This is a genomic window from Flavobacterium circumlabens, assembly GCF_004345565.1.
GTDB lineage: Bacteria > Bacteroidota > Bacteroidia > Flavobacteriales > Flavobacteriaceae > Flavobacterium > Flavobacterium circumlabens.
The window spans coordinates 23122-46615 of sequence record NZ_SLWA01000014.1; the positions used below are offsets into that span (position 1 = coordinate 23122).

The following is a 23494-nucleotide window of genomic DNA, read 5'->3' on the forward strand; positions in this document are numbered from 1 at the left end:
TAAATAGTATATCCCGTCTTCGGACGGGATTTTTTTCTCAATAAAAAACAATAACTAAATACACGTAAATGAAAACTAACATTAGTTTTAAAACAGATATGGGCATAAGTAAAATTTTATATAAAACGCTGCTAAACAGATTTTTAATTTTTGCTTTGTTATGCTTAAGTGCACAAACAACGCTTCGGGCACAGTAAGTCTTTTACACAAAACCTACCTGGTTCTTTGGTTTGGCAGGTGCTACCAATTATAATTTTTACCGTGGTTCGACACATCAGCTTAATTCTAATCTGACTCCTCCCGTTACTTTTCATAATGGAGAAGGTGCAGGACTTTATTTGGCACCGCTTGTTGAATTTCATAAACCTGATACAAGATTGGGGTTCATGTTTCAGGCGGGTTATGACAGTAGAAAAGGTTCTTTTGATCAAAAAATGACGGCATGTAACTGCCCCGCAGACTTATCTGTAAAATTAAGTTATATTACGGTAGAGCCAAGTATTCGTTTTGCGCCATTTAAATCTAATTTTTATTTGTATGGAGGGCCGCGTCTGGCTTTCAATCTGGATAAATCATTTAAGTATTCCTTAGGAGCAAATCCGGCTTATCCGGAACAAGAGACAATGCCTGTTGTAAGAGGTGATTTTGATGCGATGAAAGAGGTCCTTATTTCGATGCAGATTGGAGCAGGTTTTGATATTCCGTTATCTTCACAATATCATAAAACGCAATTTGTTTTGTCTCCTTTTGTAAATTTCCAACCTTATTTTGGACAGCATCCGCGCTCAACAGAAACCTGGAGTGTCACTACGCTTAGAGTAGGTATGGTACTTAAATTCGGACAAGGGAGTGCAATGGAAACTCCTGCAGTAACAACAACAGCGTCTAAAGTGCAGTTTTCTGTAAATGCACCTGAAAATATTCCCGGAGAACGCAACGTACGTGAGGTATTTCCTTTAAGAAATTATGTTTTTTATGATCTTAATTCCAATAAGATACCAAGTCGTTATAAATTATTGAAAAAAGAGGATGTAAAAGATTTCAATGAAGATCAGATCGGAATTACAGCCAGTACAAATGCATCAGGACGTTCTGCACGCCAAATGACGGTTTATTATAATGTAATTAATATTCTTGGAAGCAGAATGGTGAAAAATCCAGCTGCCAATGTTACACTTGTTGGTTCTTCTGAAAAAGGATCTGATGATGGTGTAGCGATGGCTGAATCTATCAAAACCTATTTGGTTAATGTATTTGAAATAAACGCCACAAGAATAATGACTAAAGGGCAGCTAAAACCTGCTATTCCATCTGAACAGCCCGGCGCTACAAAAGAATTGGTGCTGCTTCGCGAAGGAGATCACAGGGTTTCTATTGAAAGTAATTCACCTGAATTACTCATGGAATATCAAGTGGGTCCGGATGCGCCATTAAAACCATTAGAACTTGTTACATTGCAGGAAGCGCCTATTGACAGCTATATTACTGTTGATGCGACTGGCGCAGGACAAGCATATTCGTCATGGTCTTTAGAAATAACAGATCCGGATGGAAAAGTAAAAGTTTTTGGACCTTACACTAAAGAAAAAGTAAGTATTCCGGGGAAAAGCATTATGGGAACCCGTTCTGAGGGGGATTATAAAGTAAAAATGATTGGAAAAACCAAAAACGGCGGTATTGAAGAAAAAGTAACCACTTCACATATGGTGTTATGGACACCTTCTAAAACAGAAGAAGGTCTTAGATACAGTATTATTTTTGAATTTAATAAATCAAAAGCAATCGCCATGTATCAGAAATATTTGACAGACGTTGTGACACCTAAAATACCTAAAAACTCGGTTGTTATTATTCATGGCCACACTGATATTATTGGTGAGGAATCTTATAATTTGAATTTATCTTTAGAAAGAGCCAATGAAGTGAAGGGTATTATAGAAAAGACATTGTCAAATTCAGGAAGAAAAGATGTAAAATTCGAAGTACACGGTTTTGGAGAAGACGAAAGCATGTCTGCTTTTGAGAATAAACTTCCGGAAGAACGTTTTTACAACCGTACGGTAATAATTGACATTATTCCTGCCGCAAAATAAAATTCTGATTTGAAATTAAAAATACACTAAGATTATATGGAAGCATAAATGGAAGATTATGTTTTTATGGACGGCCCGTTTTATACATAGGTATAAAGCGGGTTTTTTTTGGACCTAATCTAGATCGGGCGTCAATCCGGTATTTGCTGTTTTTAGTAAATGAAAAATTAGGCTAATAAGTACCAGCCAAATAGACTCATTGGGTCTGCTACAAATTTAGTACAGATCAATTCATCTTTATCTGATGATTATTACAAACCTGGTAGTGATAAAAATTGGCGCACTAATCTTTTAACCATAAATTTCTAAACGTTTTATTTTTATCATAATCTGCTGCCTGTTTTTCTGTATTAAAATAACGATTGCCTCTGGGATCATTCCCTACACCGGCTAAATAAGCCCAATTACCCCAGTTGCTGCACACATCATAATCTATAAGCTGCTGCTCGAAGTAAGCCGCACCATAGCGCCAGTCCAGTGCCAGATCGTTGCATAAATAACTTGCTGCATTCTGGCAGCCGCGATTGCTCATAAAACCAGTCAATTTGAGTTCGATCATGTTAGCATCAATAAAATCTACTCCTGTTTTTCCGTCAATCCAGTTTTGGAGTTGCTCAAAGTCGACTGGTTTTGATGTGAAATCTGTATTTTTAATTCCGTTTTTCTGAAAAAAACTGTTGTGATATTTCTTCATCATAAATCTAAAATAATCGCGCCACAACAATTCAAATACCAGCCAATAGGTCGATTCATTGGCAGTATAAAGGGATTCATATTTTTTAAGTTCCTGGTAAACAAACCTTGGTGAAATACATCCCAAGGCAAGCCACGGAGAAAACTTGGAAGAATAATCAGGACCTGTCATTCCGTTTCGCGTCTCCTTATACGCTGAAATTGAACGGGATTCAAAAAAATAATGATTCAGTCTCTTTATGGCCTGCGATTCTCCTCCAATGTACTGAATAGCGGCTCTTGGATCCATGCTTATTTTCTGTAATCCAAGTTGCTGTAGATTTGGCAGATCAAGTTCGGGAATGTCAGGCGACTTTATATTTGCAGGTTTTTCCAGTGCTAATCTTATTGCTGAATCTTTCTCCACTTTTTTTCTGAAATCAGTAAATACATCGGGTATATTTTTTATTGAAAAAGGCAAATCTTCGGCATGGTATAAAGTACTGGTGCTGAAGGTTAAAATTTCACATTGAAGTTTCCAAAGCTCAGACTTTACCAGATTTTCAGTATACTTTTCTTCATAGGCAACTTCCCGTTTGGCATAAACTTTACCTGCTTTGTATTGCTTTACAATTTTTGGAATTTCGATTTCAGGCCTTCCTTTTAAGACGAGCAGACCTGATCCCAGTGCTCTTAAATTGGTATCCAGATCAATTAAGGATTCTATAAGGAACTGGCCCCTGAAATCACCTGTTTTTTTAAAACCATATCCTGTTGTTGCAAAATGTGAATCGTCGAAACAATAAATCGGAATAACACTTTCATTTTGTAAAGTTGCTTTTAATAATGCTTCATTATCCGTTATTCGTAAATCTGTTTTAAACCAAACTATCGCTGTTTTCATAAGCAAAGCTATGCACTATATTTCTAACTCACAAGTATATAGTGTATTGTGATTGGTGGTTTGTGATTTTTTTTAACTAATGAAATTAATCAGTCAATATTTTTTAGCTTTTAGTAAAAATAAGAGATTGGTTGGGTTTAATTATATAATTTCCTCTGCAAAAGATATAAACCACAACTAAAAAAAGCATCTGATATTTGTGTTTATTAAAGAATAAAAAACATTAAGAAGATCACTTATTGCTTAATCAGATAAATCTTTTTTACAATAGCCTTACAGTTACAGAATTCTTTACTAATTGAAATTAAAAGATAAATAATATTCAATAAATTAAATTCTAATGGATATCAAAAATACTAAAAAACGCATTGCAATTTTAGGAGGAGGCCCAAGCGGACTTTTTATTTATAAGAGACTGGTTGAATCAGGAGCAAATGATTTTGAGGTTGAGATTTTCGAGAGGAAGTCAGAGCTTGGTTCGGGAATGCCTTACAGCAGTGAAGGAGCAAATGATGAACATATTACCAATGTATCAGACAATGAAGTGCCGCAAATTGTTACCTCTATGGCAGAATGGATACATACCGCACCTGCCGAATTACTACAAAGATTTAATATTAAACCGGATCAGTTTAACGAATATAAGGTAGTTCCAAGATTGCTTTTTGGTCATTATCTGGCAGCGCAATTTGAAATACTGCGCAAAGCAGGATCAAAGGCCGGAATTAAGACAACTGTCCATTTTAATAGTACAGTTACAGATATGGGCTACGATTTAGAAAATGAAACAGTAAGGATTGAAACTTTAGATCAAAATAATAGAGAATTTGATTATGCTGTCATCTGCACTGGTCATAACTGGCCAATTCGTTATGAAGGTAAAATACCGGGTTATTATGATGCGCCATATCCGCCTCAAAAACTGGTGCAAAAATTGAATCATCCCATTGCCGTAAAGGGTTCTTCGTTAACAGCTATAGATGCAATAAGAACACTTGCAAGGAATAATGGAATATTTGAAGCAGGAGCAGACGGAAATCTTAATTTTGAATTATTTCCGGATAGTGCTGATTTTAAAATTATGATGCACTCCAGAAGCGGTATGCTGCCTGCGGTCCGTTTTCATTTAGAAGATTCGCATCTGTCTAATGATTCGTTATTGACTCAGGAAGAAATAGAAGAACACAGAAAAAATAACGATGGATTCCTGTCGCTTGATTTTATTTTTGAAAAGGATTTTAAAGAGATTTTCCGGGAAAAAGAACCTGAATTTTATGAGCGTATTAAAGGATTTTCTATTGAAGATTTTGTAGAACATATGATGGACTTGCGGGAACGTCTGGATCCCTTTCAGCTTTTAAAGGCTGAATATGTGCAAGCCGAGAAATCTATTAAAAGAAAAGAGTCAATTTACTGGAAAGAAATGCTAGCTGTTTTGAGTTTTGCGATGAACCATCCGGCTAAATATTTCTCGGCCGAAGATATGCAGCGGCTCCAAAAAGTGCTAATGCCTTTAATTTCAATTGTAATTGCCTTTGTTCCCCAAAAATCATGTGAAGAATTGCTGGCTCTTCATCAGGCTGGTGTGCTGGATCTCGTTCCTGTTGGAGCTGACAGTAAAGTTGAACCGCAAAGCGAAGGAGGAATTCTGTATCATTTCAGAGATGAAAATGATGAAAATCAGTCTGTTTATTATCAAACATTTGTTGATTGTGTCGGACAACCACATTTAGCATACAACGATTTTCCCTTCAGGAGTCTGCTGTCACAAAAAGCTGTAAGTCCTGCTCGTTTAAAATTTAAATCACCTAAAGAGGGGAGCGTTGCCTCTATGCAAGGAAAGTATTCAGTGGAGAAAAATGAAAATGACGATTATTTTCTAAATGTTTCCGGAATAGCGATTAATGACAATTTTCAGATTATTGACCAATACGGTGCTTTCAATAAAAACATATACATTATGGCAGTACCTTATATAGGCGGATTCAATCCTGATTATTCGGGTTTGGATTTTTGTGAAGCCGCCTCACTGCGCATAGTGAATGCTATTTTAGAAAAATAAAATTATTATTCATTAGGAAATCTGAACTTGTAAAATTCATGATAAGGTTCAAAAAAAAGGAACTAATTTCTATACATTTGGATGAACGCAGTTTTTCCAGTATTCAATTACTACATTCACTATTGATTTTGTTTTCTGATAGTCATTTTCTTTTTTGAAAAAGCCTTGAATACTAAGGGTAGTATAAGCTTCTTCAATGGCTTGCTGTGATGCTGCTGTAGAATAAAAAATAAAAGGGATACTTTTTTTTCTTAAAACCGGGTCAGCATCTATAAGACGTTTTAATTCCAGTCCATTCATAATCGGCATATTAATATCACAAAAAATAATCAACATTTTTTCATCACTGCTGCACAGGAAGGAAAGTGCTTCTGCTCCGTTAAGTTTCCATACGATTTTGTTTGTATTGCCAAGAGAGATAATCACATCCTCTAAAATCTCTTTGTCATCTTCATCATCTTCCACTATAAGGATCGTACCGTTCTTTATCATTTGATTGGTTTTTAAGTGTTTAAATGTAAAGTTTTTTTTAGTATACTCCTGACTTTGAGAGATATATTTTACAAATTTGACAAGAGATATTTGATAGATGCCTCTTTTTAATTAAAAGTACTCCTATTTCAGTAAATAACAGCTATATATTAAAATAGGCCAGTCTGTACTATTTAGGAATTGTAAAGTGTTGCTACTGTTATAAAGAATTAATGGCCAATTAATAAACCGGGATAAACGATTGTCTCAATAAAAACAGCTGACAGAGCCATTTTTTTCTGATAGTTTTGGAAAGTTATTTTTGTTAAAAAAAAATACATTAGTACAGGTATTTATGAAGAACAATGAAAATGTGTCTTTTGTACGCTTATTTTTCTGAAATTTTATAAAATTACCTTATAATTGTACTTTCTACAAGAATATAAAAAAAGTTATTTTGAAGTATTTTCGCCTCTATCTTATCTTACTTCTATGTTTTTCTGCTTCTGGATATTCACAAGATTATCCAGTTAAATTTCTTGATATATCCGATGGTTTATCGAACAATTCTGTTACCACAATATACCAGGATAATGAAGGCTTTATGTGGTTTGGAACTTATGATGGATTAAACCGCTACGACGGTTATAATTTTAAAGTATTCCGAAACAGGATTAATGATAAAAAGTCATTACAGTTCAATACCATTTACAATATTGAAGGCGACTCTCAAAAAAATATTTGGTTAGGAGGAGCAAACGGAGTTTGTATTTATGACAAAACCGCAGCCGCATTTCATTCTGTAGAATATACTTTTGCCAATAAAAAACCGCAGCTATTAAAAGATATCATACATCAAATATGTGCCGTATCGAATAAGCTGGTTCTGGTTGCTTCTCAAAGTCTGGGATTAATTGCTTTTGAAAACGGATCATTTGTCGGAACTCATATTCCCCTGAAAACAGTACGGAACAATAGAAGTGTCAATAATTATGATGCAACCGCAATTCAGGAAAATCAAAAAAAAACAGGGTGTTGGGCTTATGTCCGTAACGTTGGGATTTGTACCTACACTTACAAGTCAAAAAGGTTAGAAGTAGTATTCCCGCTTTCGATGGAAGTAAAAAAAATGAAACTTGCGGAAGATGGCAATCTTTGGTTAGGGACTGATGAAGGACTTTATCTCTTTGATACAAAATCACATTTGCTTTCAGATAATTATTTTTCGAATAAATGCAGCGTTACCGATATTCTTATTGATAAGAAAAAAGAAATGTGGATTACTACAGATGGCTGTGGTATTTATAAAGTCGTTGGAACAAATAAAAAAGCAATTCCTTATAATGCTGTAAAAGACAATCAATTGGTTAAAAGTAATTCGGTTTGGAGTTTATTCGAAGACAAAACCGGAAATAAATGGATTGGAACTTTGCGCGGTGGCATAAGTATGCTGAGCAATGCGCCTAAATATTTTAAAAGTATTCGATATAATGCAAAAGGAAATGATCCTGCAGAAAACTTTATTTTGTCATTTTGCGAAGACGAAAAAAATAATTTATGGGTAGGAACAGATGGTGCAGGGTTAAAATACTGGAATCGAAAAAACAATTCATATATAAATTATGCCAATAAACTTTCGAGCAGTTTTATTACCAGTATTATAAGAGACAATAATAATGATATTTGGTTGTCTACATGGGCGGGCGGCGTAAACAGGATTAATGCTAAAGATAATACAGTAACTCAATATTCCTGTTACAATCCGTTTACGAAACAAACAGAAAAAAATATTTGGTTTGTTTACAAAGATTCTAAAGCAAATATCTGGGCAAGTTCTACCAACGAAGGTTCTTTTTACCTTTTTGACAGACTCAAAAACAACTTTACTCTTTTTGATTCATCAATCAATAATTTGCAATGTATTACTGAAACAAGCGACGGAAAACTTTGGGGAGGAAATTATACATCCTTATTTTCTATTGAAAAAAGAACTAAAAAAATCAATAAAATTACAATCGGAAATCCTGTAAGATGTATTCATGAAGATAAGGATAAAAATCTCTGGCTGGGCACACAAGAAGGAGGATTGTTATTATTTGATCGAAAAACAAACACGTTTAAAAGACTTACCACCGACGATGGTTTACCTTCGAATACTATTTTAAGATTGCTTGAAGACAAAGAAGGAAATTTATGGATGAGTACTTATAACGGTGTTTGCAGATTTGATAAGAAAAGAAAAACATTTAGGAATTTCTCCGTAAATGACGGACTTCAAAGCAATCAGTTCAGTTTTAATGCAGGTTTAAAATTATCGACAGGAGAATTCCTATTCGGAGGAATAAATGGATTTAACATCTTTTTTCCTGAAGCAATTAAAGGTTTTAATCAGGAAAATAATTTATTGCTGAGTGATTTTTATGTCAACAATCAACCAATTGAAGAAAGTAAAACTGATTTAGTTTCAGAATGGGATTCGGGGAAAATCAAAGAAGTAAGTCTGCCTTACGATCAAACTACTTTATCGCTCGAATTTGTCGCATTAGATTATAATAATGCCGACAAAATAAATTATGCTTACTATTTAGAAGGCTGGGACGAGCAATGGAATTTTGTGGGTCAGTCCCGAAAAGCAAATTATTCGAGATTGCCGGAAGGAAAATACACTTTTAAGGTAAAAACAACCAATTTTAAAGGTGGCTGGAATAAAGAAGAAAGTCTGATTACGGTCTTTGTCCTGCCGCCCTGGTACAGAACCTGGTGGGCTTATGCATTATATGTAGCAGCAGGTATCGGAGTTGTTTTTGCTTACATAGCGTACAATAAAAACAAAGAAGAACTGAAATATAAAGTAAAAATTGCAGAATTAGAAAGTAAGAAAGAAAAAGAAGTTGCAGAGAAACAGTCGTCAATGTTTACTTATATCTCGCACGAATTTCGTACGCCGCTTTCGCTTATTATAAATCCGCTAAAAAAAGCAGTTCAAAAAGAAAGTGTTCAGGATGGTTCTTCCGGAAGTGATTTAGCGATTGCACACCGAAATGCCAGAAGACTTTTGAGTTTGGTTGATCAGTTGTTGCTTTTTCGTAAAGCCGAAAATGATGCTGATTCGCTCAGATTGTCGACTATCAATGTAAATAGCCTTTGTAATGAAGTATATCAATGTTTTGTAAATCAGGCAAAAGAGAAAAATGTTTCTTACAATTTTAATATTCCGGATTATGATATTGAAATGACAGGCGATTATGAGAAAATTGAAATTTCCTTATTCAATTTAATGTCGAATGCTTTTAAGTATACGCCAATTGGAGGAGAAATCAATCTTAAACTTGCTGAAAATGAGCATGAAGTTGAACTCGAAATTTCTGATAACGGCGACGGAATCGAGAAAAAAGACATTGATGTTATATTCGAAAAATTCAAACAAATCAATTCAAAGGTATCTGTTGGAACTGGTTTCGGAATTGGACTTTATATTGTGAAATATTTTGTAGATAAGCACAAAGGAACTGTAAGTTGTACTAGCGAAATTGGAAAGGGAAGTACATTTAAACTAACCTTTCTAAAAGGAAACGCACATTTTGAAGATGTTGAAATTACAAATGTTGTACCCCAGCGAAGTCAATTGTTTGATGAGCTGATTCCGGATGAAATAGAAGAGCATAATATAGCTCCGTCAATCTCAGAAAGTGATTTTCAGAAAATGATGCTTACAGATAAAAGAACGGTTTTAATTATTGATGATAATGTAGAAATAAAAGCCTATCTCGTTAAATTGTTTTCAGAAAATCACATTGTATACAGTGCTGAAAACGGAGAAGAAGGTTTAAAACTCACCAGGAAACATATGCCCGATTTGGTAATAAGCGATATTACAATGGAGGAAATGGATGGATTGGAATTATGCCGAAAAATTAAAGAAGATAATGCTTTATCGCATATTCCGGTAATCTTATTAACAGCATCAAAAAATCCGGAAACCCATCTGCAGGGAATTAGTGAAGGGGCCGACGATTATATCACAAAACCATTTGATGATGATATACTCGTGGCGCGGGTAGAGTCTTTATTAAAGAATAGAAGTAATTTGCGTAAATACTTCCTGGACAGTATTACCCTAAAGGAAAACACCCAGAAAGTTCCGCTTGAATATCAGGAAATCTTAATAAAATGTATTGATATCGTAGAAGCGAATATTCATAAAAGAGATTTTACAATTAAAAACTTTGCCCTCGAAATGGGGATGAGCCATAGAACGTTATACACTAAAATTAAAATCATTTCGGGACAAACGTTAAATTCTTTTATTCGCTCAGTTAGGATTCGAAGAGCCGCAATGCTGATGCTAACGGAAGATATGAATATTACTCAGGCAAGTGCTGAGGTTGGTTTTGAAGATCCAAAATATTTCAGACAGCAATTTGTTAAGCTTTTTGGAATGAATCCATCAGAATATATTAAAAAATATAAGAGTTCTTTTAACTCCGATTTGAATGTTATCAAATAAGTTTTCGGGCACTTTGGCGAATTATTTAAAACATTTTATTTAAGTTCAAACGTGTCATTTCCCGTTCCTCAAAATGACAAAGCAGCAATATTTATCTTTATTAAGTATTCTTAAAAAAAACTTTCAATCGTTATAGCTAAAAAATGCCGGCTAAATTCATAATTGCGTATTGTTTAAAAATATGCTGTTATTTTTTCGTACTCATTAATTTTTAGTCTAAAATAATGGTTAATTACAATTTTGACCTCCTTTTTTTTCCATTTTACCCCTCATTGAAAATTTGAATTAAACATTTCTTTGCACTTATAGTAATGGTTAAGTTACATTACTGTGGAAAATTATAAGTTTTTATTTTTTGGTAAGTTTTTGTCTGCTTAAAGAATTGAGCCTTCTTTAAGATAAGATGTAAAAGTTGGTTTTATGTATTATTTACCATGCCCGCAGATTAAAAGGCTGCGGGTTTAAAACCAAAAACAGATTCGATATCGAAACAAAAAAGAATAAGAGAGAAAAGTATAAAAAGGAAAATATAAAAAGGACTAACAATTAACCAAACCTGAATAATTATGAGAAAAACCGAAAAATTAATTTTTACCAGCCATGATTCTTTGCCCAAAAAAGAATAGCTGTCGACATTGCCCTTAAGAAGGAACCTGCAGAATTAATGACAAGCTTTCACTTTTAGAATAAAAAACTAACTAACCAACCTTAAAATTAAAGAAATGAAAAAAAATATATTTTTATTTTTTCTTGCCCTTTTTGCTGTCCTTTTTACAGGATGTCAAAATAACGAAGCTGGATTTCCCAGTTCAGAAAAACCGACGGTTGTTGTTGCTACAAAAGAAATTTATGGAGCACCAACCAGAAAATTTGAAATTAAAGCCACTTTGGCAGATGATTTAGGATTAAAGAGTATACAAATTCAAATTCCTGAATTATCTCTTGATAAAGTAATCACGTTTGCTACAGATCCGTTACTTAAATCGTACGATTTGAGTTATTTTTTCGAAATCCCTGCAAATAGAGGAACTTCGGAAGTTTTTAAAATCAAATTGACAATAACAGACGTTTCAGGAAATTCAATTGATGAAGATATTAATCTGCGTTTAGACGGAGAATTCGCCGCCCCGGCAATTAGCATGGTTTCGCCTAAAGAAGGTGCCGTTATCCTATTGTCTACGAGTAAAGAAATGCCGGTAAATTTTGTTGTTAATGATGATTCAGGTATCGATTATGTTCAGGTAAAATGTGCTGAATTAGGTATCGATGAGATGATTCAATTATCAAATAGCCCCCAATCGTATACTTTTAATAAAACCTATACATTGCCGGTAACTGCTGCTAATTATGTTTTAACAATTACTGCGAAAGATAAATTTGCAATTCCTAACACAGGAACTTTAAATGTAAATATTGTGGCTACAAATGAGTATCCGGCGATTTATTTATGTGACCAGCCAAAAGGTACTAATCTTACAACTGATGCTGTTGGTGTTCCAATGTACTTCCATGAGAAAAACGGACAAGACTTCGAATTTAAATATTATGCTGATAAAGACAATAAAGAAGTTTATTTCTTAGGACAGGAATCTGATTTTGCCCCGCATTGTTTTGGTCTGAATGAATCAGGAAGCTTAACAGATGATGTTGCTTCAGCTCCAATTGTCTTACCTGCAAAAGGGTATTACAGCATAAAAGTAAATCCAAATACATTAGTGTATACGGTTACTAAATATACACCTTCGAGCAAAGTCTGGGCAGATGTTGCCAACGGTTTATGGCACGATGTAGAAGCGCAAAGAAGACCTTTCGTGAGTGTCTGTGGTGCAGGAATTAAAGGTGCTGACTGGGACACATGGACTGCCTGGGTTCAAACAGGATTGCATTTGGCAAATAACCCGAATAACCCTTATCAATTAGTTGGAGAATATACGTTGACAGGAACTATGGAAGCGACTTTTACAGGTCAGTGGTGGAGTCCGTCCTGGAGATTAATCAAAAATGGTATTGCTACAATGTCGCCGGGAGAAAATGGAAATGCAAAATATCCTGCAGCTCCGGGGATCTACAAAGTTGTACTTGATACAGAGTTAGAAAGAGTGTTTATCACAAAAAAATAAGTTGTTATACGTTTAGATATAACATTTAATTAAAAAAAATCTTACTATGAAATATAGATTTATAGGGTTATTTATTGCCATGTTGTGCAGTATGGCAACATTTGGGCAAATAACAGTAAAAGGTTCTGTTAAGGATAAAGGTGCTATACCAATTCCCGGGGTTAACCTGATTGTGAAGGGAACAGGAACATCTGCTGCAACAGATTTTGATGGGAATTTCTCTATCTCAGTTCCTAATAAAAATGCTCAAATCGAATTCTCATTTGTTGGTTTTACCAATAAAGTTGTACCGGTGGGAGATAAAACGGTTTTAGATATTGTTCTGGAAGAATCCAGCCAGGCTTTAGATGAAATTGTGGTGGTAGGTTATGCCTCTGTTAAAAAGAGCGATGTAACAAGTTCAATTTCTTCAATAAAAGGAAAAGAGCTTCAAACCATGACAGTGGGTAATGTAGCAGAATCATTACAAGGTAAAGTTGCAGGTGTTCAGATTACGGGGCAAGGTGGTCCCGGAGCACAACCCAGGGTTTTAATTCGAGGTATTTCGACCGTAAACCTGAGCACAGATCCACTTTATGTGGTTGATGGTATTCCAATGGGAACAAGTATCAATTTCCTGAGTAATAACGAGATTGAATCGATGGAGGTTTTAAAAGATGCATCGGCAAGTGCCATTTATGGTTCCCGTGCTTCTAATGGCGTTATTCTGATTACAACTAAAAAAGGTAAAGCAGGAAAAACCAGATTCAATTTTGATATGAGTTCCGGAATGCAACTTATGAGTAATCCCTATAATATGGCAAATGCGGAGAGTTATGCTTCGATTATGAACAAAGCATATAATAATTCGGGTTATGCTGATTATTTGTCTAATCCGTCTCAATACAGAGGAAAAACTACAGATTGGTGGAAAGCCGGGATTAAAGGTGGTTCTCCCGTAACAAATGCTTCTTTGGGTGTTTCCGGAGGGTCAGAAACACATACTTATGCGGTAAGTCTGAATTATTATGATTCGGAGTCTATTTACGAAGTAGGAGGATGGGAGAGAGTAACCATGAGAATTGCTAATGATTTTAAATTTTCAGATAAATTTTCAGCTGGGATTACTTTAAATCCTCGTTATGAAAAATGGGGAGGGCCAAATAACTGGGCAGATTTTGATAAAATTGATCCAATTACGCCAATTTACAAACCGGCTGATCAATTAACAGGGTTAGAGAATGAGTATAGTATTTACGCACGTTCTCCTTCCTATGTATGGAATCCGATTGCAGCCGTAAAAAGATACGATGATTATACCAATCAGTATAATTTAAATACAAACGGTTATTTGCAATACCAGCCTATTAAAGGTTTGGTTATTCGTACACAGGGGTCAATTGAGGTTGGAGATAAAACACAGAGTATTTTTAGACCGGATTTTGTAATTGATGCAGCACACGAAAAAGCAGAAATTAATAGTGTTGAACGAAAAAACACGACAAATGCCGACTGGACCTGGCAAAATACAGTAACCTATACAAAAACATTTGCGGGGAAACACAATGCTTCCTTGATGATTGGTAATACCATGGAAGAATACAATAGCAATGATGTTTGGGGTTACGGAGAAGGTATTCCTAACAATTCAGATTCTATGAGAGAATTAAAAGCAGCAACCAAAAACCGTAGAAGTGATGGTAACAGCTGGTCCAGTTCTTTGATGTCTTATATTTCTCGTTTTTCCTATAATTACGATGCGAAATATTATTTCACCGGTACTTTTAGACGTGACGGCTCTTCTAAATTCATGGACAACAATAAATGGGCTAATTTCCCATCGGCTTCTGTTTCATGGAGAATTTTAAATGAAGGATTTATGGAACCTGCAAAAAGCGTTCTTAGCGATTTAAGATTCAGAGCCGGTTGGGGAAAAGTAGGGAATCAAAATTTACCGGCTGCAGTTTATCAATCAAATATCAAGCAGGGTTTTTATCCTATTGGTGGTAATGTTGTAGATACATCGTTTCCGGATACTATGGCTAACAAAGATATCAAATGGGAAACAGTTGAAGATATCAGTTTTGGAATTGATTTTGGATTGTGGAAAAACAAACTTTCGGGTTCGTTAGAATACTATCAAAAGAAAACGGAAGATATGTTGTTTAAGAAACAATTTCCAACCTATAGCGGTTTTCCCGGATATTCAACCATTTGGACAAACGTAGGTTCAATGCAATCTAAAGGGATCGATTTGTTAATTTCCTATAAAGATAAAAAAGGAGATTTCACTTATGGAGTTGATGTCACTTTTACAACTGTAAATGTTGATATGTTGTCTTTATCAGCTGATGGAGAAAGACTTTACGGAGCCGGAAACCGAACTTTGACGGTCAAAGGTGAAGAACCGGGATATTTTTATGGATATGTGGCTGATGGATTATTCCAAAATCAAACACAAATAAATGCACATACTGACGAACACGGAACTAAATTGCAGCCTTATGCACAATTAGGAGATATTCGTTTTAAAGATGTTAACGGTGATGGAAAATTAGACGATAAAGACAGAACAAAAATTGGTTCTCCCTGGGCTGATTATAATGTTGGATTGAATTTAAATTTCGGTTATAAACAATTTGATTTGGTAGCTAATTTCTACTCAAGTATTGGAAATGATATCGTAAATGAAAACATTAAGGATTTATATAACGGTGCAAGTTTAACCAATAAAGTAAGCGGATTAGAGCAAATGGCCTGGCACGGAGAAGGAACTTCTAATTATGTTCCTCGTTTATCTAAAGATGACAACAATGAAAACTACACTAAGTTCTCTTCTTTCTATGTGGAAGACGGTTCTTATGTACGTATGAAGAATTTACAGCTTGGATTTTCTTTCTACAATAAATTTGGTCTGGATAAATTGAGAATTTCATTATCAGGTCAAAATTTATGGACATGGACAAAATATACAGGTGTTGATCCTGAAGTTGCAGGCGGAGATCCGGACAAAGACGACAGGGTTAAAGGATCAGGTTTTGGAGCCTGGAATTATCCGGTTCAGCCAACAATTCTGATGGGACTTAATGTAGCATTTTAATAATAAAAAGATATGAAAAAAATAATTTTATCCCTAATAGCTTTTTCTGCATGTGTAGTTTCATGTAGCGATTTTATTGAAAAAGACGAAAGAGGAATTCAAACTTTAGAAAACTATTTTCAAACAGCACAGGAATGCGAGAATTATGTTAACGAATTAACAAAACGCCTGTTGTTACCTAATGATTGGTATACATTGGTTGCGCCAAGAGTTACTAACGAAATGGCTACCGATGACGCCTGGATGGGAAATACAGGCCAGGATAATTCAGCACACAGACCTTGTTCGCAATATATTATTACGCCTGATAACATGGGAGATATGAATAGTGTTTATACTGCTCACTATTATACAATTCAATCGGTTAATTTAGGTTTAGAGAAAATGGCAGCATCGCCTATTACTGATGCTCAAAGAAATCAATATGCAGGGGAATCTTTATTCATTCGTGCATATTGCTATTATGAGCTCGTAAATAATTTCGGATCCGTTCCATTATATACTAAATCTCTTGGAACTGCTGATTTGAAATTACAACGTAGCCCTGTTGCTGATATTTATGCACAAATTGAGTCTGATCTTAAAGAATCTGCTGCAAAATTAGAAAATGTTCCGGTGGCAAGAAACGGACGAGTTAACAAATGGGCAGCTTATGCTTTACTGGCTCGTGTATCTTTATTTCAGGAAAAATGGGCTGAAGCAAAACAATATTCAAACAAGGTAATTACGGAAGGCCCTTTTGCACTGGAGTCTGATTTCCTGAATATCTGGAACGTAAACAATCATAACGGAGTTGAATCAATTCTTGAAGCACAATCATCATCCGTACAAGATAAAGATTTAGGATCTGCTTTACCAACTTTATCCGGAGCAAGAGGAGAGGATAAGAAAAACTTTCCGAGTAATGATGCGCAGGATGTTCTTGATGGTTGGGGATGGTGTATGCCAACGAGCGATTTAGAGAATGCTTATCTTTCTGAAAATGACGTTGTTCGTCGTAGAAGTACGATCACCAAATGGGGAGAAGCAGCGTATGGAGATGAGGTTTTAAACCCGACCCATAAATTCAGTTTAAACGATAATAAATCCGGGCGTATTTGTCGTAAATATTATATTCCGATAGCTACGCGCCGTGCATTAGATAAAAAAGACGGACACTTACCCTTAAATATTCCTTTGATTCGTCTGGCCGAAATGTATTTGACAAGAGCAGAAGCGAATTACCATACAGGAGGAGATGCTTTGGCAGATATTAATATTATTAGAGCGCGTGTTAAATTAGATCCTAAAACAGGTTTATCCGGACCAACACTTTTAAAACAAATTTACAAAGAGCGTCGTTTAGAATTGGCTTTTGAAGGATTACGTTTGTTTGATATTCGTCGTGAAAAAGACCCAACTACCGGAAGACCGGTTATCGAAAGTTTGATGGGGCCAAACGGAACTTTTGTTCAATACAATTTGAATTCTACAGATCCGTATGAAACTGCCAATTTAAGAGAATCACAAGATAAAGGGATCAATTTTAATCCTGGTAAAAATTTACTGTGGCCCATACCGCAAATAGAAATTGATTTAAGTGGTGGATTAATTACTCAAAACGCTGGCTATTAATATGAAGTTTATCAATAACAATAAAGTAAGTCTGCTGTGTGCAGGTTTACTTTTCGCTAACTCTTTTTTAATTAGTTGTGATTCTGAAAATGCTGATAATTCAAATGGAGGTGTTTCAACTACCGCCGAATTGAATGTGAATCTGGATATGAATCTTCAAACGATGGAAAGCTTCGGCGCTTCTGATGCCTGGCAATGTAATTTTATAGGAAAAAACTGGTCCTCAGATAAAAGAAATAAAATGGCCGATTTATTATTCAGCAAAGAATTTGATGCCGATGGAAATCCAAAAGGAATCGGATTATCATTATGGCGTTTTAACCTTGGTTCAGGAAGTACGGAGCAAGGAGATGCAAGTGATATTACAGATGAATGGCGACGTACCGAATGTTTCACCACAGATGGAGTAACCTATAACATGAACAAGCAAGCCGGTCAGGTTTGGTTTATGAAAGCAGCAAAAGAACGTGGTTTAGAGAAATTACTGGCTTTCGCCAACAGCGCTCCGGTATACTTAACACAAAACGGAAAAGCGCATGCAAGCATCAAAGAATTTTATAATATAAAAGATAGTAAATGGTCAGAATTAGCTGATTTCTGGACCACTTCTTTAGACAAACTAAAAACGGAACACGGTTTAACAATCGATTATGTGAGTCCGTTTAACGAACCACAATACGAATGGGACGGTTCAGGACAAGAAGGTTCACCGGCTACAAACGCTAATATCTACAGTTTTGTAAATATTCTGTCTCCAAAATTACAATCAAAAGGAATTGATGCTAAGATTGTTGTTGGAGAAGGAGGATCTTATGAACCTTTATATAAAACAATTTCGGGAAAAGAAAACAGATCAAACCAAATCGATTATTTCTTTGGGGTTAATTCGGCTAAAAATATTGCAGGATTAAGCAACGTAAAAAAGACTATTTCAGCGCATAGCTATTGGCAGGCATGGCCTTTGACAGAGTTGGTTTATTCAAGACAATCTGCTGCGGCAAGAACGCAGTCAGTTGCAGGATTAAGTCTTTGGTCCTCTGAATATTGTGTTTTAGAAAGTCCTGGAACATCTGAACTTCCGGGTGGAGGAGGCCCTGGAAGAGATTTAGGAATTCAGTTAGCACTCTGGACAGCCCGTATCATCAGTACAGATATTGCAGTTGGAGGTGTTACGTCATGGCAATGGTGGACAGCGATTAGTCGTGGAGATTATAAAGACGGATTGATTCACGTTGATGATGGTTCAGGCAACGGAGCCGGAAATGCAGATTATTGCAAAAATGACGGTTATATAAGGGATTCAAAAACGCTTTGGGCTTTAGGAAATTTTTCGTTCTTTGTAAAACCGGGAATGGTAAGAGTTCAGATTCCTAGCGTAGATAATGCCACTTCCGTGAATGATATAATGGTAACGGCATACAAAGATGCTACAACTAAAAAGCTGGTTGTGGTAGCGGTAAATATCAGCAAATCGGCTAAAGCCTACAAACTGAATCTTGCAGGCGGAGCTTTAACAGATAATAAACTAACACCTTATACCACTTCTGAAGCCTTGAGCCTGAAAAAAGGAACTGCTGTTGAGGCTTCTGGTTTTGAAATTCCGGCGAAGTCTATTGTGACTTATGTAGGAACTTATAAATAAGAGTAAAAAATTAACCGCAAAGCGCGCAAAGAAAATACCGAAAAAGTTCGCAAAGCCTGATAGTAAACTTTGCGAACTTTGCGAAAACTTAGCGCCCTTGAGGCTGAAAAAAAAGAATAAATGAGAAAAGTATATATCTCGCTTTTACTGGTCGCGAGTTCGCTGTCGTTTGCACAGCGAACCGCAACCATTAGCACCGATAATGTTGTACAAACCATGGACGGTTTTGGAGGTTCTGATGCCTGGAGATGTCAGTTCGTTGGAAAGAATTGGCCAGAACAAAAAAAGAATGCTATTGCAGACTTACTTTTTAGTAAAGAAATTGATAAACAGGGAAATCCAAAAGGAATCGGGCTTTCGATCTGGAGGTTTAATCTTGGTGCAGGAAGTACAGAACAAGGTGAAAAAAGTAAAGTTTCAGACGAATGGAGAAGAAGTGAATCTTTTCTGCAGGCAGATGGGACTTACGATTTTTCGAAACAGGAAGGGCAAAGATGGTTCCTGCAGGCGGCTAAAAAACGTGGAGTTGAAAAATTTCTGATTTTCACCAACAGTCCGCCAGTTTATATGACAATTAACGGATTGTCTTTTGCATCTCAAAAGAATAAACTGAATCTAAAAGATGGTGCAATTCCAAAATTTGCCGATTTTCTAGTTCAAAGTATTCAGGGGCTGGAAAACAAAGAAGGAATTAAATTCGATTATGTAAGCCCCATCAACGAACCACAATGGGAGTGGATGCCGAAGCAAGGTGACACCAACAGTCAGGAAGGAACACCGGCGACCAATCAGGAAATTTATGATTTAACGAAATCACTTTCTGAAAAACTCAAAGCTAAAAAAATGAGTACAGAAATTGTGATCGCCGAGGCTGCGCAAATTGATTATTTATATGGAAATGTAAATGCAGAAAATCGCGACAATCAGATGGAGTATTTCTTCGGAAAAACAAAAACTAATATTTCAAAATTCCCCAATGTAAAAAAGGTCATTTTAGGTCACAGTTATTTTACAACATGGCCAGTTGAACGACAAGTTTTAAGCCGAAAATTAATAGCAGCAAGTATCAGTCAAAACCCGGGATTAAAATATTGGCAATCGGAGTATTGCATTTTAGAAAATCCGGGTGAAGCTGAAATTCCCGGAGGTTCAGGCGGAGGAAGAGATTTAGGAATGCAGACCGCTTTATTTGTTGCGCGTTTAATTCACAATGATATTGCTGTTGCAAATGCCGCTTCATGGCAATGGTGGACATCTATCACTCGCGTTGATTATAAAGATGGTTTGATTTATCTCGATGACGGAAAAAGTAATGGAGGAACAGCCCCGGATTATGTTAGAAACGATGGAGAATTTCATGATTCAAAATTGCTTTGGGCATTAGGAAACTACTCTTTATTTGTGCGTCCGGGAATGCTTAGAGTGGATGTTCCAAATCAAAACGATCTGGAAGCAGCAAACGATGTAATGCTAACCGCGTACAAAGATGTCGAAAACAAAAAGCTAATTATTGTGGCTGTAAACTGTGGAAAATCAGCTCAGAAATACAAGTTCAATTTATCGAAAGGAACAGTAAAAAATAATGATTTTACACCTTATGTAACCTCAGATACGACAAATTTAAAAAGAGTAGAAACTCAAAAAATTGATAATCTTGAAATTCCGGCAAAATCAATCGTGACGTTTGTAGGGGAGTTAGCGTTTTAGTATTCAGTCGCAGTTTCAGTTTTCAGTCACAGTTTGAACACTGAAAACGGCGACTAAAAACTTAAAACTTGAAAGAAAAAAATAACAAATTTAAAATAACATAAAAGCTTAGAAACTTAGATTCTCAGCAACTTAGAACCTTAAAAAAAATGTTTACAAAAAAGATCTTACTACCCGTATTACTCTTCTCGTGTTTGTCTGCATTCAGTCAGATATCATTTGGAGATTCAAAAAAAATCAATGACAATTGGAAATTCAATCTTCAGGATACTCCGGACGCTCAAAAAACAACTTACGATGATACTAAATGGCAATTGGTAAATGTTCCTCACGATTGGAGTGTAAAAGGACAATTAAGCCCAACTTTAGCGAGCTGTACGGGTTATCTGCCGGGTGGAATTGGCTGGTACCGAAAATCAATCAACATTCCTCAAAGTAAGACAGGGGAGAAAGTCTACCTGTATTTTGAAGGCGTTTACAATAGAAGTGAAGTTTTTATCAACGGGCATTCTTTAGGAAAACGTCCAAACGGATATATTTCTTTTGCTTATGATGCAACTCCGTTTATAAAATACGGAGCAGAAAATACGATTTCAGTTCGTGTCGATCATAGCCAAAGTGCCGATTCAAGATGGTACACAGGTTCAGGAATCTATAGAAATGTATGGTTAGTTTATGCAAATCCGGTTCATATTGCACAATGGGGCGTTTACGCGTATCCTGAAGTGAAAAAAGGAACAGGAACGCTAAATATTGAAGTTGAGGTTGAAAATAGTTCAGCAGCAAAAACAAGTCTTACTGTTGTAAACGAATTAATCTCAAAAGACGGAAAATCTGTTGGAAAATCTTCTTCAAAAGTTGAAATTGCTTCAAATAAAAACGGAAAAATAGCCACTAAAATAAATGTAAAAAATCCTCAATTATGGGATTTAGAGAATCCAAATTTATATCAGCTTAAAACCACTGTTTTTAAAGACGGAAAACAAATTGATGAAACGGTAACCAAAACAGGTTTCAGAGATTTCAAATTCGATCCTAACAATGGTTTTGCATTAAACGGAAAATGGATGAAAATGAAAGGGGTTTGCTTGCATCATGATGCCGGAGTTTTAGGTTCAGCTGTTCCTCGTGAGGTTTGGGAAACCAGATTAAAAACACTTAAAGAAATTGGAGTAAATGCAATACGCACAAGTCATAATCCGCAAGCACCGGTTTTTTACGAGCTTTGTGATGAATTGGGATTGTTGGTTTTAAATGAAGCCTACGACGAATGGGAATTTCCAAAACGTAAATGGCTCGAAGGCTGGAATTATGGAACTCCAGGATTCGAAGGAACATTTGACATTTTTGCAGATTATGCAGAGAAAGATTTGGAAGATTTTGTACGTCGTGACAGAAACCATTTATCAGTTTTTGCATGGAGTATTGGTAATGAAGTAGATTATCCTAATGATCCGTATTCTCATCCGGTTTTGGATAAAGGAAAAGACGGTTTTGGACAAGCAGCTTACGGAGGTTATAAAAAAGAGGCGCCAGAAGCAATGCGTCTTGGAGTAATCGCAAAACGTTTGGTTGCAGCAGTAAAAAAATACGACAAATCACGTCCTACCACAGCTGGTTTAGCAGGAGTTGCGATGTCTAACGAAACAGAATATCCCGGAGCTTTGGATATTACAGGATACAATTATACAGAAAGTAAATACCAATCGGATCACGAAAAATATCCAAAAAGAGTAATTTTTGGAAGTGAAAATGTTCATGATATGGAACCCTGGCTGGCTGTAAAAAATAACAAATATATTTTCGGACAATTTTTATGGACAGGAATTGATTATTTAGGAGAATCCGGAAGATGGCCTTCAAGAGGATTTTACTCAGGATTAGTTGATTTTGCGGGAGTTATCAAGCCAAGAGGATATTTCCGCCAGTCATTATGGTCAGATAAACCAATGGTTTACATTGGAACTTATCTGCTGAAAAATGAAAAAGATATTTCTAAAGATGCCTGGGCTATTTGGAATTACACTCAAGGTGAAAAAATTCGCGTAGTAGTGTATACCAATGCAGCAAAAGCACGTTTAGAATTGAACGGAAAAGTAGTAGGAGAAACAAAAGCTTACGACGAAAAAACCGGAATTATCTATTGGGATATTCCTTTTGCTTCAGGAAAATTAGAAGCAGTTGGTTTAAGCAAAGATGACAAAGAAGTAAGCAGATATGCTATTTCGACTACGCAACAACCTGTAGAGTTAACAATTGCAGACAAAAACATCAAAATTACAAAAGACAAAGGAGTTGCTAAAATCATGGTTCAGGTGAAGGATCAAAATGGTTTACCAGTTATACTTTCAGATAATGAAGTTACGTGTACTATTAGCGGACCTGGAGTTTTATTAGGACTTGAGGCTGGAAACAACAGCGACATGACTGATTATACAGATAATGTTCAAAGAGTTTTCCACGGTCATATTGCCGCGTACATTCAGGCAACGGGAGAAGCTCAGCCTATAAAAGTGACGTTTACAAGTCAATGGTTAAAACCAGTTGAGGTTACGATTAATGTGAAATAATCAGTTTCAACAAAGACCTAACAGGTTTTTAATCCCGAGGCTTCGGGACTGGT

Annotated in this window: 11 protein-coding genes; 9 read left to right on the forward strand and 2 right to left on the reverse strand. The window is 35.8% G+C overall.

Going from position 1 to position 23494, the window contains the following annotated elements:
- Positions 1 to 230 precede the first annotated feature (230 nt).
- Complete coding sequence (locus EV142_RS24750) at positions 231 to 2093, forward strand: OmpA family protein (protein ID WP_238698790.1); 1863 nt, start codon at positions 231 to 233, stop codon at positions 2091 to 2093.
- Between the two features lie 283 nt (positions 2094 to 2376).
- Here the strand turns inward: EV142_RS24750 and EV142_RS23010 are convergent, their stop codons facing one another.
- Positions 2377 to 3669: a DASH family cryptochrome gene (locus tag EV142_RS23010; RefSeq protein ID WP_132038236.1), complete on the reverse strand. Its 1293-nt coding sequence runs from the start codon at positions 3667 to 3669 to the stop codon at positions 2377 to 2379.
- A 340-nt stretch (positions 3670 to 4009) separates the two neighbouring features.
- Between EV142_RS23010 and EV142_RS23015 the strand changes: the two genes are divergently transcribed.
- Positions 4010 to 5731 (forward strand): FAD/NAD(P)-binding protein, encoded by a 1722-nt coding sequence (locus EV142_RS23015; protein ID WP_132038237.1) that lies wholly within the window; start codon positions 4010 to 4012, stop codon positions 5729 to 5731.
- Positions 5732 to 5800: 69 nt separating this feature from the next.
- On the opposite strand, the gene EV142_RS23020 is transcribed toward EV142_RS23015, so the two are convergent.
- Positions 5801 to 6223, reverse strand: a complete 423-nt coding sequence (locus EV142_RS23020) for a response regulator (RefSeq protein ID WP_132038238.1) — start codon at positions 6221 to 6223, stop codon at positions 5801 to 5803.
- Positions 6224 to 6659: 436 nt separating this feature from the next.
- Between EV142_RS23020 and EV142_RS23025 the strand changes: the two genes are divergently transcribed.
- The 7 genes from EV142_RS23025 to EV142_RS23055 all read left to right on the forward strand — a co-directional run bounded on the left by EV142_RS23025 (position 6660) and on the right by EV142_RS23055 (position 23441).
- Positions 6660 to 10709, forward strand: coding sequence for a two-component regulator propeller domain-containing protein (locus EV142_RS23025; RefSeq protein ID WP_132038239.1), 4050 nt, complete (start codon positions 6660 to 6662; stop codon positions 10707 to 10709).
- 722 nt (positions 10710 to 11431) lie between these two features.
- Positions 11432 to 12829 (forward strand): hypothetical protein, encoded by a 1398-nt coding sequence (locus EV142_RS23030; RefSeq protein ID WP_132038240.1) that lies wholly within the window; start codon positions 11432 to 11434, stop codon positions 12827 to 12829.
- Positions 12830 to 12875: 46 nt separating this feature from the next.
- Positions 12876 to 15908 carry a SusC/RagA family TonB-linked outer membrane protein gene (locus tag EV142_RS23035; RefSeq protein WP_132038241.1) on the forward strand — a complete coding sequence of 1011 codons (3033 nt, stop codon included), beginning with the start codon at positions 12876 to 12878 and terminating at the stop codon, positions 15906 to 15908.
- Between the two features lie 12 nt (positions 15909 to 15920).
- Complete coding sequence (locus EV142_RS23040; protein ID WP_132038242.1) at positions 15921 to 17522, forward strand: RagB/SusD family nutrient uptake outer membrane protein; 1602 nt, start codon at positions 15921 to 15923, stop codon at positions 17520 to 17522.
- A gap of 1 nt (position 17523) precedes the next feature.
- Positions 17524 to 19164: a glycoside hydrolase gene (locus EV142_RS23045; protein WP_132038243.1), complete on the forward strand. Its 1641-nt coding sequence runs from the start codon at positions 17524 to 17526 to the stop codon at positions 19162 to 19164.
- 120 nt (positions 19165 to 19284) lie between these two features.
- Positions 19285 to 20871 carry a glycoside hydrolase gene (locus EV142_RS23050; RefSeq protein ID WP_132038244.1) on the forward strand — a complete coding sequence of 529 codons (1587 nt, stop codon included), beginning with the start codon at positions 19285 to 19287 and terminating at the stop codon, positions 20869 to 20871.
- 149 nt (positions 20872 to 21020) lie between these two features.
- The gene (locus EV142_RS23055; RefSeq protein ID WP_132038245.1) at positions 21021 to 23441 is read left to right on the forward strand and encodes a sugar-binding domain-containing protein; all 2421 of its coding nucleotides are present in this window, start codon (positions 21021 to 21023) and stop codon (positions 23439 to 23441) included.
- The last annotated feature ends 53 nt before the right edge of the window (positions 23442 to 23494 follow it).

What these genes read in the sequence shown, in the direction of transcription:
- EV142_RS23055 (WP_132038245.1), top strand. Translation starts at nt 21,021, where the DNA reads ATGTTTACAAAAAAGATCTTACTACCCGTATTACTCTTCTCGTGTTTG.
- EV142_RS23020 (WP_132038238.1), bottom strand. Translation starts at nt 6,223, where the DNA reads ATGATAAAGAACGGTACGATCCTTATAGTGGAAGATGATGAAGATGAC.
- EV142_RS23015 (WP_132038237.1), top strand. Translation starts at nt 4,010, where the DNA reads ATGGATATCAAAAATACTAAAAAACGCATTGCAATTTTAGGAGGAGGC.
- EV142_RS23010 (WP_132038236.1), bottom strand. Translation starts at nt 3,669, where the DNA reads ATGAAAACAGCGATAGTTTGGTTTAAAACAGATTTACGAATAACGGAT.
- EV142_RS23050 (WP_132038244.1), top strand. Translation starts at nt 19,285, where the DNA reads ATGAGAAAAGTATATATCTCGCTTTTACTGGTCGCGAGTTCGCTGTCG.
- EV142_RS23040 (WP_132038242.1), top strand. Translation starts at nt 15,921, where the DNA reads ATGAAAAAAATAATTTTATCCCTAATAGCTTTTTCTGCATGTGTAGTT.
- EV142_RS23045 (WP_132038243.1), top strand. Translation starts at nt 17,524, where the DNA reads ATGAAGTTTATCAATAACAATAAAGTAAGTCTGCTGTGTGCAGGTTTA.
- EV142_RS23030 (WP_132038240.1), top strand. Translation starts at nt 11,432, where the DNA reads ATGAAAAAAAATATATTTTTATTTTTTCTTGCCCTTTTTGCTGTCCTT.
- EV142_RS23035 (WP_132038241.1), top strand. Translation starts at nt 12,876, where the DNA reads ATGAAATATAGATTTATAGGGTTATTTATTGCCATGTTGTGCAGTATG.